Source organism: Arthrobacter sp. FW306-1B-F12A (genome assembly GCF_058781865.1).
The window spans coordinates 168,582-184,278 of record NZ_JBYSXD010000004.1; the positions used below are offsets into that span (position 1 = coordinate 168,582).

General features: G+C 63.0%; 10 protein-coding genes and 1 pseudogene. 5 read left to right on the top strand and 6 right to left on the bottom strand.

The features are described 5' to 3' along the window. The first annotated feature begins 28 nt into the window (after positions 1-28). The 3 genes from AC3WJU_RS03885 to AC3WJU_RS03895 are packed head-to-tail and all read left to right on the top strand — an operon-like array spanning position 29 to position 3,085. Positions 29-1,606 (top strand): molybdopterin-dependent oxidoreductase, encoded by a 1,578-nt coding sequence (locus AC3WJU_RS03885; protein WP_492259165.1) that lies wholly within the window; start codon positions 29-31, stop codon positions 1,604-1,606. Between the two features lie 36 nt (positions 1,607-1,642). Further along, positions 1,643-2,659, top strand: coding sequence for an asparaginase (locus AC3WJU_RS03890; protein ID WP_492259166.1), 1,017 nt, complete (start codon positions 1,643-1,645; stop codon positions 2,657-2,659). 15 nt (positions 2,660-2,674) lie between these two features. Further along, positions 2,675-3,085, top strand: a complete 411-nt coding sequence (locus AC3WJU_RS03895) for a sterol carrier family protein (protein ID WP_441433135.1) — start codon at positions 2,675-2,677, stop codon at positions 3,083-3,085. A 58-nt stretch (positions 3,086-3,143) separates the two neighbouring features. Here the strand turns inward: AC3WJU_RS03895 and AC3WJU_RS03900 are convergent, their stop codons facing one another. The 3 genes and pseudogenes from AC3WJU_RS03900 to AC3WJU_RS03910 form a co-directional block, all read right to left on the bottom strand. Then, on the bottom strand, positions 3,144-4,634 hold the full coding sequence (locus AC3WJU_RS03900) for a cation:dicarboxylate symporter family transporter (protein ID WP_492259167.1): 1,491 nt from the start codon (positions 4,632-4,634) through the stop codon (positions 3,144-3,146). 118 nt (positions 4,635-4,752) lie between these two features. Further along, entirely contained in the window at positions 4,753-7,620 is a 2,868-nt protein-coding gene (locus AC3WJU_RS03905) for an aminotransferase class I/II-fold pyridoxal phosphate-dependent enzyme (RefSeq protein WP_492259168.1), read from the bottom strand. Positions 7,621-7,634: 14 nt separating this feature from the next. After that, positions 7,635-9,154: pseudogene (locus tag AC3WJU_RS03910) on the bottom strand (amino acid permease). 350 nt (positions 9,155-9,504) lie between these two features. On the opposite strand from AC3WJU_RS03910, the gene AC3WJU_RS03915 reads away from it, so the two are divergent. Both AC3WJU_RS03915 and AC3WJU_RS03920 read left to right on the top strand, forming a co-directional pair. Next, on the top strand, positions 9,505-11,121 hold the full coding sequence (locus AC3WJU_RS03915; RefSeq protein WP_492259169.1) for a PucR family transcriptional regulator: 1,617 nt from the start codon (positions 9,505-9,507) through the stop codon (positions 11,119-11,121). A 5-nt stretch (positions 11,122-11,126) separates the two neighbouring features. Next, positions 11,127-12,038, top strand: a complete 912-nt coding sequence (locus AC3WJU_RS03920) for a glutaminase (protein WP_492259170.1) — start codon at positions 11,127-11,129, stop codon at positions 12,036-12,038. Here AC3WJU_RS03920 and AC3WJU_RS03925 read toward each other — a convergent pair. The 3 genes from AC3WJU_RS03925 to AC3WJU_RS03935 form a co-directional block, all read right to left on the bottom strand. Then, entirely contained in the window at positions 12,035-12,799 is a 765-nt protein-coding gene (locus tag AC3WJU_RS03925; RefSeq protein WP_492259171.1) for an SDR family oxidoreductase, read from the bottom strand. The genes AC3WJU_RS03920 and AC3WJU_RS03925 overlap by 4 nt on opposite strands. A 21-nt stretch (positions 12,800-12,820) precedes the next feature. After that, on the bottom strand, positions 12,821-13,579 hold the full coding sequence (locus tag AC3WJU_RS03930; RefSeq protein WP_284990320.1) for an aspartate/glutamate racemase family protein: 759 nt from the start codon (positions 13,577-13,579) through the stop codon (positions 12,821-12,823). Positions 13,580-13,721: 142 nt separating this feature from the next. Further along, a complete protein-coding gene (locus tag AC3WJU_RS03935; protein ID WP_307055798.1) occupies positions 13,722-15,290 on the bottom strand; it encodes an NCS1 family nucleobase:cation symporter-1 in 1,569 nt (522 codons plus the stop codon). Between the last annotated feature and the right edge of the window lie 407 nt (positions 15,291-15,697).

Consider the following 15,697-nt stretch of genomic DNA (forward strand, 5'->3'; position numbering starts at 1 on the left):
CGGGGGCCTCCGGCTACGAACAACCTGCATGAAGAAGCTCAGGAACTGGCTCAGGGGACCCACCGCATTGGCTGCACTGGCCGGGGTGGCCGCCGCCGCCGTCGTACTTTCCGTTGCGGAACTGATCGGCGCCTTCTTTACGGCCCGGGCTACTCCTGTCATCGCGCTGGGGTCAACCTTCATCGACTTCACGCCGCCGTGGATGAAGGACTTTGCCGTCACCACGTTCGGCACCAATGACAAAGCCGCGCTGTTTGTGGGAATGGGCCTGACCATCTTCGCGCTGGCTTGCGTGCTGGGCGTCGTGGCCTTCCGCAATTGGGCCTTGGGTGTGTTGGGCGTGCTCGGCATGGGTGCGGTGATTGTGGCTGCCGTGGTGACCAGGGCCAGCGTGAAGCCCGCGGATTCCATACCGAGCCTAATTGGCACCGTGGCTGGACTCATTGTCCTCCGCCTCTTGGTGGCCCGGCTCTGGCGGCTGAAATCCTTCCCCGACGCCCCTGCCGACACCGCGGCCAAAGGAATCGAGCGCCCAGCCACGACGCGTCGGACCTTCTTCGCCGCCACCGGTATCACGGTAGCCGCAGCAGCCATCGCAGCCGGCGGCGGCAGGTTCCTGAGTGCCGCTCGCAGCAATGTGGCCAAGGCGCGGGATTCTTTGAAGCTCCCTGCTCCCGCAAGGGCTGCTGCTCCCGTCCCCGACGGCGTCCAGTCCCCGACGCCCGGAGTCATCCCCTGGCTCACCCCGTCCAAGGACTTCTACAGGATCGACACCGCCTTGAGCGTGCCGGAGATCAACGCCCAGGAATGGGAGCTTCGGATCCACGGGCTGGTGGAACAAGAGGTGCGGCTGAGCTTTCAAGACCTGCTCGACGCCCAACTGATCGAAACCCATGTGTCGCTCACCTGTGTGTCCAACCCCGTGGGCGGAAACCTGGCCGGCAACGCCAAGTGGTTGGGCATGCCCATCCGGGACGCGCTCAAACAAGCCCGGCCCAAACCCGGAGCGGACATGGTTCTCTCCACCTCGATCGACGGCTTCAGCGCCTCCACTCCGCTGGAGGCGCTCCAGGACGGCAGGGATGCCATTCTGGCCATCGGCATGAACGGCGAACCCCTCCCGCTCGAACACGGCTACCCCGTGCGCATGGTGGTTCCCGGCCTTTACGGCTTCGTCTCGGCGACCAAATGGGTGGTGGACCTGGAAGTGACCCGATTTGCGGACAGCAAGGCCTATTGGACCACCCGGGGCTGGTCCGAGCGGGGTCCCATCAAGACCATGGCCCGGCTGGAAGTTCCCAAGTCCTTCGCCAAGGTGCCGGCTGGCAAGGTTGCCTTGGGTGGCACGGCCTGGGCCCAGACCCGCGGCATCAAGAACGTGGAGGTCCAGATAGACAACGGCCCTTGGTCCGAAGCCACCCTTGCCGCGGAGGCATCTGTTGTCACGTGGAGGCAGTGGTCCTTCACGTGGGACGCCACTCCGGGACCCCACTACGTCAAGGTCCGTGCCACGGATGGAACGGGCGAATTGCAGACCGAAAAACGGGCGGATCCCGTGCCTGACGGCGCCTCGGGATGGCAGTCCGTTATGGTGACCGTGGAGTAGCCGGGGAAGACCGTTCCTTCACCCTAGACTTGCATCATGCCCTTGAGTTCGCATGAAACCTTCAGCGTTGAGTCCGCCGTCGAACTGGCAGTGATCGAACGCAGCGGCTTCATCGAATCGCGCCATATCGGTTCCGCAGTGGTGCTTTCCGGTGACGAATCCGTGGTGACCCAACTCGGCGACATCAGCACGCCCATCTATGCCCGCTCTGCGCTCAAGCCTTTCCAAGCCCTGGCTTCGATGCAGTCGGGGGTTCCGCTCCGAGGCGCCCAGGTGGCTTTGGCCTGCGCCAGCCACGTGGGCTCGCTGGATCACATGGACGTGGTGGAAGGCATGCTCAAAGCCGCAGGCGTCCGTGAAGAACAACTGCAGTGCCCGTCGGTATGGCCACAGGACGAAGTCGCGCGCAACTGGTTGATCCGTTCCGAGCACGGCAAGTCCAGGTTGGCTTCCAATTGTTCAGGCAAGCACGCGGCTTTCCTCTGGGCCTGCACCGAGAACGGCTGGGACACGCACAGTTACCTGGAGCCCAACCATCCCTTGCAGCACCGCGTGCGGACCGTTATCGAGGAATACAGCGGCGAGAAAATCGCCCACCTCGGCATCGATGGCTGCGGGGCACCAGTGGCCGCGCTCTCCCTGACCGGGCTGGCACGGGCCTACTCGCGCCTGGCCCAAGCCCCGCGGGACCAGAGCTCCAACGCCCGCGCGGCAACCATCGCCACGTCCATGTTGGACTACCCGTGGGCAGTGCAGGGCCGCGGCGAGGCGAACACCATCGTCATGGACGAACTCGAAGTGCTTGCCAAGGGCGGTGCGGAAGGGGTCCTGGTCCTGGCAACCCCCACAGGTGCCTCTGTCGCAGTGAAGATCCTGGACGGGAATCCCCGCGCGGCCACCCTGGTTGGACTCACGCTTCTCGCGGTTGCCGGCGCCGTCGACATTCCTGGCGTTTCAAGCGTCCTCGAAAAGGTCGTTGAGCCCGTCCTCGGCGGTGGCCACTCTGTGGGCAGGATCCGCCTGGGCCACGCCGTTTCGGCGCTTCTGGACTGATTGGAACTGCGAACAATGGCAATTGCACGACGCCGGATCGGCCTCGAGGAAGGCCGCGCGGCACTGGCCGCATGGCAGGCCGCCGTCGGGCAGGGCACTGCCGGACCGGAAACGGGTCCGGGGACGCCGCCGTCGCGCACAGTGGTGGCCACCGCGGTGCGTTACTCGCTGGAAGAACTCACCGCACGAGCCCCAGGTAACTCCGTGGAAGTCAGGGTGCCGCCGTTCGGTGTGACCCAGTGCGTGGAGGGCCCCCGGCACACGCGTGGCACCCCACCGAATGTCATAGAGTGCGACGCCGCCACCTGGCTCGCGATGGTCACCGGCCGCTTGGCGTGGTCCGCCGCCGTCGACGCCGGCCGGGTAGCCGCGTCGGGCCTGCGCGCCGATTTGTCGGAGCTGCTGCCGCTTTTCGCAAGTTCTTAAGTAACCGATCGCCCCACGGCGGGGCCGTGGGGCGATCAACTGGAATGGTGCGTGGTGCCTAGTCCGGACTGACCGAGGGGCTCCGGTGTTGGCCCGGTTTGATCATTTCGAACTGCGGTATCGCGTCGGGGTACGGGCCGCCCCGGAACTTCGGCGAAGGCTCGCGTCCTTCGCTGAGGCGCTCGATTTCCTGTTCTTCGAAGACGTCTTCGGCTCCGAGCATGATGGCGGAATCCTCGTTGGTGATTTCACCGTTGAAGGCGCGGACCATGACCGAACGGTCGAACTGGCCCTCCCATTTCGCTACGACAAACGTAGCCACACAGTTGCCAAGCAGGTTGACGACGACGCGCATGGAGTCCATGAGCCGGTCGGCACCCAGGAGCAGCGCGACGCCGGCGACCGGGAAGATGCCCAGTGCGGCGGCTGTGGCCGAGAGTGCCAGGAAGGACGAACCGGGTACGCCGGCCATGCCCTTGGACGTCAGGAGCAGGACACCCAGGGCCGCCAACTGCTGGCCGAGGTCAAGGTGGTGGCCGAAGGCCTGGGCCAGGAACAACAGCGAGATCGAAAGGTAGATCGCGGCGCCGTCGAGGTTGAAGGAGTAGCCCGTGGGAACAACCAGGCCGGTGGTGGCCCGGGAGCAACCGGCGTTGGTCAGCTTGGTCATGATCCGGGGCATGACGGCCTCGGTGGATGCCGTGCCGAGTGCGAGGAGGAATTCCTCACGCGTGTACTTCAGGAACTGCCAGAGCGGCACCCGGGCGAAGCTCCAGGCGACGAGGAACAGCAGGCCGATGAAGACGATGGCCGCCCCGTAACAGGAGGCGATGAGGAGCGCATAGGTCCCGAGGGTATCGAGTCCGTACTGGCCGATGATGAACGCCATGGCGCCGAAGGCACCGATGGGCGCCACTTTCATGATCCAGGACATGATCTTGAAGATCAGTTCCAGGACGGTTTCCATGAGGCTGATGACCGGGAGGCACCGCTCGCGGCCGATGACGACGATTGCCGCGCCGAAGAACACCGAGAAGAAGAGGACCTGGAGCAGGCTGTTGCTGGCGAACGCGCCGATCACAGACGTGGGAATGATGTCCAGGAGGAAGGAAGCCGCATCCTTGGGCGGCGCAGTCCCGGTCTTTGCGTTGAGCGCATCCTGGGAGAGAGTGCTGGGATCGATGTGGAGTCCGGCTCCGGGCTGGACGAGGTTTCCCACGATCAGGCCGAAGACCAGGGCAAAAAGCGTGGCGCCGGTGAAGTACAGGAGTGCCTTGACCCCGACCCTTCCGACCGCCTTGACGTCGCCCACTGCCGAGATACCCGTGACGATCACGAGGAAGATCAGCGGAGCGATGATCATCTTGATGAGTTGAATGAAACCATCGCCCAGTGGCCGAAGGGCGGACCCGATGTTCGGCCAGAAATGGCCGATGAGTACACCTGCGACGACGGCGATCAGAATTTGGAAGAAGAGCGACTTGTACAGTGGCTTCTTCTTCCGCGGAGCCGAACTCGCCTTCAGCGCCGCAGAGTCTGGGATCTTCATTGATCTGAACCAATCAGTTTGGGAACAGCCCCTGATTTGGGGGGTTGTTTTCAAATGTAATCCCGATCACTTCATTCCACAAGGGGAAATTCAAATTTCACAATGTGGAATCTGAGAATCAGCGCTGCACCTCCTCGCCCGCCTTGCCCGTGAAGATCCTGAACCCACGAAGTGGGTCGAAGCCGTGGACTTCCCGCGTATCGAGAGCCTCCATGAACTCCAGCGCCTGGCTGGTGATGACTTGGCCCGGGACAAGGATGGGGAAGCCCGGAGGGTAAGGCGTGACGAATCCGGCCGAAACAACTTCCTCGCCTTCCGCGACCCTGGCCTTGAGGTCTCCCGCGGACAGGTAGGTGGTTGATCCATCCTTGTAGCTCTCGAAATAGGCGGCACGGATGTCCCCATCAGGACTGAGCGGATCGCGCCGGTAGCGGTCCGCGAAGCTGCTGAAATCGGGCAACGGCGAAGTGGTTCCCGTGAGCCCCGCGGCGAGACCTTCGTCTGCCGTTTTCCTCGCCGGCCGTTCCTCTTCGAAGGACTCTGCCAGCTTGACGAGGACTTCGATCAGGTAGGCGACGGCGCTGCGGGAGGTGCCGATGTTGGTCATGAACAGCACGGTGTTACGTGACGTCTTGTTGACTTGGATGCCGTGCTTGTCGGCGAGGTACCGGTGCCGGAAAGTATCGCCGTCGATCCCTGTCCGGCTGATGTCCAGCGTGAGGCGGCTGGGGTCGACGACGAACTCGTCGTGCAGCCAGGCGTCCGCCAGTGCCGCCAGCCCATCCCGGAGCGGCATGGCACTGCCGGTTTCCCGATAGGGCGCCGCAATGAGGTCCCTCGACGTGAGGACCCGAAAGTATTTCTTCAGTAGGGGGTGGCGGGCCACTGCCTGGGCAACGATGGTTGCCAGATCCGCCTGTTTCTGCACCAGGCCGAACCCCTCAAGCTCCACCTGGCGGCGGCCGATGTCGAGCGAAGCAAGGATCTGGTAATTGGGCGACGTGGAGGTATGGGTCATATATGCTTCGCGAAATGACTCTTGGTTATGCTCGCTGAAGTCTTGGTCGAAGACATGGATCATGGATCCCTGACGTAGCGAGGTGAGGGTCTTGTGGGTGGACTGCGTGGCGTAGACGCGCAGCCGCGCTTTCGCTGGATCCGGAATAAGCCGGGTCTTCAGCCAGAGTTCATCGTCGGCGGGCGCACCCGTCACTCGATCGTGGAGAGATGCCGCTTGTTCGGCGTGCCTGGCGGCATAGCCGGGATCACTGAATGAGGCCTCAAGCTTCCTCGCCGCGGCCATGGCCGTCCTGCGCCGAAAGACGGGGTGGGACCGGGCGAAGGCGAACCAGGCCTCGTCCCAAAGGAAGACGAGGTCCGGTTTGATGGCCAGGCATTCTTCCATGACGCGTTCTACGTCATAGACGATGCCGTCGAAGGTGCAGTTGGTCAAAGTGATCATCTTGACTTCATCCAAGCGCCCGGCACGTCGGTAGGCCAGCAACCGGGCCTTGATCGTGGCCAAGGGCACGGCACCGTAGAAGGCGAACTTGTCCAGCGGGTAGGCGTCCAAGTAGGAAACCCGGGCTCCCGCGAGGACGAAAGCGTAGTGATGGGATTTGTGGCAGTTGCGGTCGACGAGGACCACATCCCCTGGAGCAAGGATGGACTGATGGACGATCTTGTTGGCGGTGGATGTTCCATTGGTGACGAAGAAGGTTTTCTGGGAACCGAAAGCCCGCGCCGCCAAGTCTTGGGCCTCCTTGATCGATCCGTGCGGATCCAACAGCGAATCGAGGCCTCCCGACGTCGCGGACGTCTCGGCCAAGAGGAGGTTCATGCCGTAGAAATCGGCCATGTCGCGGATCCAGGGCGAATTGCCCACCGAGCCACCGCGGGAGATCGGCAAGGCGTGGAAGACGCTGGCCGGCCGCCGGCTGTATTCCTGCAGTGCGGTGAAAAACGGAGTCCGGTACCGCTCGGCAACACCCGACAACAGCGACAGATGCAGGTCGAGATTGTCCTGCCTGCGGAAAATCCTCCGGAACCGCTTCGTCAGTGAGCCCGCGAGGCTCTCCATGGCCACACCGGCTACCAGGTACACGTCCAGTTCGGGGCGCAACTCGGAGATCTGCTCGGCAAGGCTGAGGAACCTGCCCAGCGGTGGCATGCCCGCAAGGTCAGTGCCCACGAGGCCGGCAAGGTATTTCCTCAGGTCGCGGCCAAGCGGCTGGCTGCTGGCGATGCTGAATCCCGGGCGGAGAATGCACGCTTGGATGGCTGGGTTCAGGACCAAGGCAACCAGCGCATCCTCGTAGCTGGGAACCACGATGAGTTCATAGGTGAAGGCATCGGACGGCCTCCGCTGGGCCAGCAATTCCGCTTTCAGCGCTTCGGCTTCTTGTTGAGTCATGTCGTCGACAAACAGGACATCGAACCGGGGACGCTCCCTCGCCGGCCGCCGCTCCCGGCCGTCTTCCGGGACACCCGAAATAGAGCGCTCCGCCCCGGACTGCCCTGGTTCCGGGCCGACCCGGTCCGGGCTGACCGGTCCCGGGCTTGCTGGACGCGGACCTACTGGTCCCGGACCGGCGGAAGGCATCAGGTGCGCCATTCCGCGGATCATGTCCAATCCGGCGTCGTAATCACCCGAATCCATGCAGTTTAGTAGCGGCGCCAACGCGGCGAGCCCCGGCGCCGCCCAATACAGTTCCATGGCCTGAAGAAGGCGCAGCGCCTGGACGGCTTGGTCCTGCAGTCCGGAGCGCGACTGGATTCCCTGTCCTCCCTTTGCCAGCTGCTTGAACGCGTACCCGAGAAACTCCCACGCGTCAGCGCGCGAACGCCACGCGCTGCTGGGCGTCTGGATGTCCTGCCTTGGAGGTTGGCTGTTCACGTAGTTTCGCTTGCTCGGAGTGGTTTCCGTCGTCAGGGTGGCGCTGCTGTTTCGGGGCGTGATGCCGGGCAAAGTGGTTCCGCTTTCCATCAATTCGTTGTGCATCAGGAGCGTTGGCCGCCCTGGGAGAAGGAACCGGCGACGACGGGAAGGTCGCCAGTGTGGCCGCGCCGGGCCTCGGCTGCCTCCAGGATGCGTTTGCGGCAAGCGAACCAGCCAGCAATGAGGAGGGGTATCAGGAGCAGAAGGGAAGCGAGGACCCAGCGCCCCGTCTCCGAGAAGCCCATCGTGACAAGAACGAAGGCAAGGAAGGCGAGCGTGAGGTATGAAGTGAAGGGGGCTCCGAAGAGCCGGAATGACGGACGAACGGCCTTGCCGAGCCTGACCCAGGCCTGAAGCTTGATGTGGCACAGGATGATGGTTGCCCAGCCGCCGATGATCCCGATCGCAGAGACCTCGAGAACGATCTCGAACACTTGGGACGGCACGAGGGCATTCAGGCCGACGCCAAGCAGAGTGATCACGGCTGTCAGCAGGATGCCGCCATACGGCACCCCCGATTTGCTCATCCTGGCGGTGAACTGTGGCGCGGAGCCATTGACCGCCATCGACCGCAAGATCCGGCCCGTGGAATAGAGGCCGGCGTTGAGGCTCGACAAGGCGGCTGTCAGGACAACGAAGTTCATCACCGATGCCGAAACGGCCGCGGCATGGGGATCTCCGAGATGGGAAAAGAAGGTGACGAAGGGCGATTCGCCGGATTTGTACGCCGTGAACGGCAAGAGCAGCGAGAGCAGCACCACGGAACCGACATAGAAGAGCGCAATCCGGAAGACGACCGTGTTGACAGCCTTGGGCATCACCCTTTCCGGATTGGCAGTTTCGCCTGCAGCCGTACCAACAAGTTCAATCGCGGCATACGCGAACACGACGCCGCTGATCGCCAGCAAGGGCGCTACGGCGCCGGTCGGGAAAGCTCCGCCGTGGTCCAGGATCACGCCCAGCCCTGGAACGCCGATGTCGGTCTTCCCACCAAAGACGATGAAGCAGACCCCGACGACGAGGAAGGCTACCAGCGCGGTCACCTTGATCAGGGCGAACCAGAATTCCATCTCGCCGAAGATCTTCACGGAGACGAGGTTCAGGGCCAGCACAATGACAAGGGCGCAAAGGGCGATAAGCCATTGCGGGATTGTTTGCAGCGGCTCCCAGAATTGTCCCCAGAACTTGACGTAAAGCGCCACGGCAGTGACATCGACAATCGACGTCATGGCCCAGTTGAGGAAGTAGAGCCAGCCGGCCGCATAGGCCATCTTCTCGCCATAGAACTCCCTGGCATAGGACACGAACGAACCCGAGGATGGCCTGTGGAGAACCAGTTCGCCGAGGGCGCGCAGAATCAGGAACGCAAAGAACCCGCAAAGGGCGTAGACGAAGATCAAGGCTGGGCCGGAACCGTTCAATCGGCCACCTGCCCCATGAAAAGGCCCGTTCCGATCGCTCCACCGATGGCTATCATTTGGATCTGCCGCGGCTTGAGCGTCTTGTGGTACCCGGCCTCCTCGCTCGAAAAGTCCTGCGCCGAGGTTGAACGGTCGCCAAGAAGCTCCCGGTTGTTTTCCAGCGAATCAGCGGGATCAAGCCCGGCAATCCGAGCCCCGGCGATCGGGCTTGGCGCAGGCGAGTTCAGTGTGCGTTTCATTCCAGGGGTCTCCTTTGACTCCGGTTCCGCGGGTGCGGCTGCATGCTCCAGAACTTGTCCCCCGGCTTGAGTGTTGGATCACAGCTGCACTGCTGGATCGTCAGCGGGGGGACGGAAAACAACTCTAGGTTCCAGCGGAAGGGAAGGAACTGTCTGGCCAGCTAAATTCGCGGGATCCCCGTTGTGCGCGAATAACAACTCCGTTCCGCCTGAGTGCGAGTAATGTTCATGGCTGTGAGCGCGGCTAAGCCGCTTAGAGGAAGTGAATACGGGTGGCACCCCTTGAATCTGCCGAGCATGTCATTGGCGCCATGCTCAGCGACATACTTGAAGACATCGGCGTCGACAACGGGCAGCTGCTGGTTCCTCCCGGAATGGACAATGGCATGGTTCGTGAAACCGTGATCGTGGACGCCGAGGACGAGGCGGCCGTCCAACGCGGGAGCTTGGTCTTGCTGATCGGAGTCCGGGGTCGCGCGGCATTGCCGAGCATCCGGAAGCTGATTCCGGACTACCCCGCCGCCGTCGCGGTCAAAGGAAGCGAGGAGGAACTGGACGCCGTCCGGGAAATGCTGCTTCCCACCGGAATCGGCCTGATTGCCGTGTCCCCCGCAATGAGCTGGGGCACGCTGGAGAGTATCGCCAAGGACCGCATCCAAGAGCCAGCACTTTCCACGGACGCGTCCACGATCATCCACCGGGATCTTTTTGCCATCGCCCAGACCACCGCCACCCTGACCAACGGCCACGTCGTCATTGAGGATCCCGCAAACCGCGTCCTGGCGTATTCACCGGCCTCCAACGACGTCGATGAACTCCGCAGGCTCTCCATCCTGGCCCGACGTGGACCCGAACGCTACCAAAAACTGTTGAAAGAGTCCGGGGTCTATAAGCACCTGCAAGCGGCCGAAGCTCCCATCCACATGGAAGCCAACCCGACGGAAGGCCTACGGGAACGGGTGGCCATCGGGATCCACGCGGGCAACAGGATCCTGGGGTACATCTGGCTTCAAGAAGGGAAGGAACCCCTCGCTCCCAACACGGACAAGCTCATGGTCGGAGCTGCACGGCACGCGGCGATAGAACTGGTCCGGCACCGCAACGAACAGTCCCAGGCACTGCGGCGCGACAGGATCTCCAGCCTGCTCAGCGGCACTCCGCAGATCCACTCCCAGGCACAGTCCGCGGGCATCGATCCATCCAAGCCGGCGGCCCTCGTCCTGATTTCCGCCAAAGGCGACGACGAGTCCGCGGCGGGCCTGCAACTGCGGCGCGGCGAGTTGGCGAATGTGGCTTCGATCCATGCGGCGGCCTACCGACCAGGTGCTGTGGTGGGAGCCATCGGCCTGGAAATAGCCATGATTCTTCCCGATCTTGACCCAGTGAAGTCCCCGCCGGCCATCAACCGCCTCATCAACCTCATTGTCCGGGATGCAAGGGTCCACCTGCACTGCCAGGTGCAGGCCGCCGTCGGACCCGTCGTCGAACGCCTCGACGCATTGCATGGCACCCTGGAGCATGTCCGCAGTGTACTGAAGGTCCTGAAAAGCACACCCTCAATCCATGTGGCGTCCTACGCCGACGTGGAAACAACTGTTTTGACGAAGGAACTGCTGGAGCTTCTGGCGTCAAGGACCGACCTTCGGCACCAGGGCATCACCCTGTTGTGCAAGCGATACCCCGAGTTCGCCACAACGCTGTTGACCTACCTTGAATTCTTCGGCGATGTGAACCGGTGCGCAGAGGAACTGGCCGTCCACCGGAATACGGTGCATTACCGCCTGAGGCGTGCGTGCGAAGTGGCGGGCATCGACCTCCAGTCCGCAGAGCAACGGCTGCTCGCACATCTTCAGCTCAGGCTGTGGACCCACTCCGAAGGACGGAACTGAGTAGCATGGACCTCCAGAATCTCCTTGACGACATTGTCGGCACGGTCCGGCCCTTGCTCGGCCAAGGAGCACCTGCCGACTACATCCCGAGCCTGGCCGCGGTGGATGCCAAGCAATTCGGCATTTCCATGGCAACCGCCAACGGCGACGTGTTCTCCTCCGGAGACGCCGACGTGCCCTTCTCCATCCAAAGCATTTCGAAGGTCTACGCCCTCGCCCTCGTGCTCGCTGGCGATGGCGACCGGATCTGGAAGCGCGTGTTCAGGGAGCCTTCAGGCAATCCATTCAATTCCTTGGTGCAGCTGGAACATGAGGACGGAATTCCGCGGAATCCGTTCATCAACGCCGGCGCCCTTGTTGTCACGGACAGGCTGCTCAGCATCGCGGGCAGCTCGCCATCTCCCGTCCGGGAATTGCTCCGCCAAGAATGCGGTAACAACTCCGTCGATACGGACCCCGAAGTGGCAGCGTCGGAGGCAGCCAACAGCCACCGCAATGCCTCGCTGGCACACTTCCTGGCCAGCTACGGGAACCTGGAAAACCCCGTGGAATCGGTCCTCGAGGCTTACATCAGCCAGTGCGCCCTGAAAATGAGCTGCACCGACTTGGCCCTGGCGAGCAGGTTCCTGGCCAACAACGGGCTGCTCGGGAACGGCACACCGCTGCTGTCCCCGTCCCAGACCAAGAGAATCAACGCCGTGATGCTCACGTGCGGCACCTACGACGCCGCCGGCGAATTCGCCTACCGCGTAGGACTCCCTGGAAAGAGCGGAGTGGGTGGCGGCATTGTGGCAGTGGTACCCAACAAATGCACCATCTGCGTCTGGAGCCCCGGCCTGGGACGATCCGGGAATTCACTCGCGGGCGTTGCCGCCCTCGATGAGTTCACCACCCGCACGGGCTGGTCGATTTTCTAGCCGCGGCCCACGAACGGCATTCCCGCAGCGGTCACCACCACGGAGCCGACATTGGCCGACGCCGGCATGTTCGCCATCATGAGCACCGCGCGGGCAGCGTCCCCCACAGGAAACATCGGCTCCACGCGCCTGCTTCCATCGGCCTGGAGTGCCCCCGAGCCCACGCCGATGGTGTCCATGATCTCCGTGCGTGTGTTGCCGATATCGATCTGCCCGCACGTAATGCCATACGGACGCCCGTCCAGCTCGATGCTCTTGGTCAGGCCGCTCATGGCGTGCTTGCTCACGGTGTACGCGACGGACAATGGCCGCGGCGAATGGGCGGAGATGGAGCCGTTGTTGATGATGCGTCCGCCTTGCGGCTCCTGCGCCTTCATCGTCCGGACGGCCTCCGCTGCGCACAGCATGGATCCGGTGACATTCACGGACAACGTGGCATTCCAATCGGCCACGCTGATCTCGTCCACACCCCCGGAAGGGCCGAAGATGCCGGCGTTATTGAACAGGACATCAACCCTCCCCCAACGCCGGCGGGTCGCCTCGAAAAGGCGCGCGACGTCGTCGGGCACTGTCACATCGCACGGCACCGCAAGCGCCTCGGGGTGGCCGTTGGCAGTCTCGAGAAGCTGCGCTTCCCGCCGGCCGGCGAGGGCAACGCTGTAGCCCTCCGCCAACAGAAGCCGGGCAACTGCCCGCCCGATCCCGGAGCCGGCTCCGGTGACGACGGCCACCCGGGGCCGGGTGGGGATGGTTTCGCTCACGCGGTTCTCCTGTTTGTCGGGCTAGTGCGCGGCGGGAGCATCCGCCGTCGTCGTGTCCGTTGTGGTCAGGGGCCAGCCTATGACGGTCTTGGGGCGCGGTGTGGCGTAGGTCCGGACCTTGGACGTGGACAGTCCCAGGCGGACGAGCGATTCGGCGATGGTCACGGCTGCGGCCACGCCGTCCACCACCGGAACGCCGCAGCGTTGGCGGATCTGTTCGTCGAGTCCTGCCATGCCGCCGCAGCCGAGGACGATGACCTCGGCCTTGTCGTCACGCACGGCTCGTTCGGCCTGTTCCACGATGGCCTCGACTGCGCGTTCCGGGTACTCCTCGAGTTCCAGCACTGCCATGCCGCTCGCGCGGACGGATGCACAGCGGTCGTCGAGGCCAGCAAGCTTGAGGCGGTCCTCGATGAGCGGGACCGCGCGGTCCAACGTGGTGACCACGGAGTATTTGTGCCCGAGGAACATCGCGGTGCTGGCCGCGGCCTCGGTGATGTCGACCACCGGAACGTCGAGGAGCTCCTGGAGTCCCTCGCGGCCGTGCTCGCCGTAGCCGGCCTGGATGACGGCGTCGAACGGTTCGGGGTAGTTGACCACGCGGTCCATCACGGCGATGGCCGCGAGGTAGCTTTCAAAGTTCCCTTCGCACGAATCGGCGCCGAACCGCGGGGTGATGCCGATGATCTCGGTTCCGGGAGCCGCGACGCTTCGCGCCTGGGCTGCGATGGAGTCGGTCATGGATTGGGTGGTGTTGACGTTTGCGACGAGGATGCGCATGTGTTCCTCCTGGATAGCCCAACTAATCCCCACCGCCACCCTCGCCTCGCAAGCTCGGCCAGGGAACCCTGACGGTGTGGGCCCACGCAGTTGTTGTCATTTTGACGGGCGAAAACGACAACAACTGCGAGTGAGTTGAATATTAGTGGTTGCTGACGACGGCGATCGGCTCGCCGGAGACGTCGGTGTGCTGCTGCTTCTTGTCCGCGAACAAGTAGTAGCACAACGCCCCGATGCCTGCGCCGAAGAACCAGGCGAACGGTGCCGCGGCCTCCAGTGCGGGAACGAACGCGATAAGGATAGCGACGACGGCGGCCGGAACCATGGCGGCGATCGCCCTGGGGTTGACGCCTCGCTTGTAGAAGTAGGTGCCCGAAGGGTGGTCCGTGTAGAGATCGAGGACGTTGACCTTGCCGCGGCGCAGAAGCCAGTAGTCGGCCATGACGACGCCGAACAGCGGGCCGAGCAGCGCGCCGAGTCCGCCCAGGAAGTACACGATCACGAGGGGGTTGTTGTAGAGGTTCCACGGCAGGATGATCAGGCCGATGGTACCGCTGACCCAGGCTGCCTTGCGGAAGTTCAGGTGCTTGGGGAAGAGGTTGGTCAGGGCGTAGACGGGTGCCACGAAGTTCGCCATCAGGTTGACCGCGATGGTCAGGATCAGCAAAGCGAGGCAAGCCAGGACCAGGAAGAGCGTGTTGGGGATGCTCTGCACGATGTCCGAGGGGCTTTCAATGATCTTGCCGTTGATCTTGTACTGGCCGCCGGCCATGATCACCACGATTGCGCCGAAGAGGAGCATGTTGATGGGGATGCCCCAGAAGTTGCCACGGACAATCGACTTCTTGGACACCGAGGAGCGGGTGAAGTCACAGAAGTTCAAGACGAACGTGCCGTAGATGGAGACCCAGAGGGCGCCGCCGGCAAAGATCGTGCGCCACATCTCGCCGCCTTCGAGGCCCTTGATGCCGGACCACTGGATGGCACCCCCGGCCTCAACGAAGACCCAGATGGCAATGGCCAGCATGGTGGCGAGAATGATGGGGCCTGCGAAGGCCTCGTACTTTCGGATCATTTCCATACCGAAGCTGACGATGACCAACTGGACAATCCAGAGCGATACGAAAGCGATCCAACCAAGGGTGGACAGGCCGAGGATCGAGTTGGCGTCCATGTCCTTGAGCCCGGGGAACATGGCGACAAGCATGACGCGGAGCACCACGGAGGCAAGGTACGTCTGGATTCCGAACCAGGCGATGGCCACGGCCCCGCGGACAAGGCTGGCCAGCTGGGCGCCCCGGATACCGAAGCTGATCCGGCTCATGACCGGGAAGGGAACACCGGTCTTCTGGCCCATGAAACCGGAGAAGGTCAAGAGGGTGAACAGCAAGACGGCGCCGATGCCCAGGGCCACGAGGATTTGCCACCCGCCCAGGCCAAGGGAAAAGAGGCCGATCGCAAAAGCGTAGTTGCCAAGGCTGTGGACGTCGTTGGCCCAGAGGGTGAAGATGCTGTAGCTGGTCCAGCGCCTACCCTCCTTCTTGGTAGGGGCGAGGTCGAGGTTGTAGAGGGTGGGGCTGATGTCTCGGCCCGCTGCGACGGACGCTACATCGCACAGGGTTTCATTTCCTACTGACGGATGGACCGAACTGCCTGGCAGGATGGTCTGCTCCGGAGCCGTTGTGACGCCGACTGGGGGAGTCGATTGCATCGTGGATCTCCACTTCTTTGTGGTGCTGCAACTAGGCTTCCGAGACGCTGTGAGAGGAGTTGAAGTTTTTCGCATCGTGGAATCTAGTTATTGAATAGTGAAATAACTGTATGAGCTAGGTCACCTTTGGTCAAGGGCCAAGCTCCCGACGGCGGTCACAAACGGCAGCGTGGGCGCCGCGGGACCCCATGGGCGCTAGTCTCCGCGGGACGAGATTGACGCTTGACGAACGCATGGCTAATCTCGAATTACAGAATTTTATTCTCACAATACGAAATTTCTATGCACGGTTCAGCGCGCACCACAGTGCAAGCGCCCAGACATTCAATGAAGAGAGGTTGGACGTGGCTGCAGGAGAAGAGACCTCACACATCCTTAGCGGGTTGACTTCCCAGCTGCCTGATCGT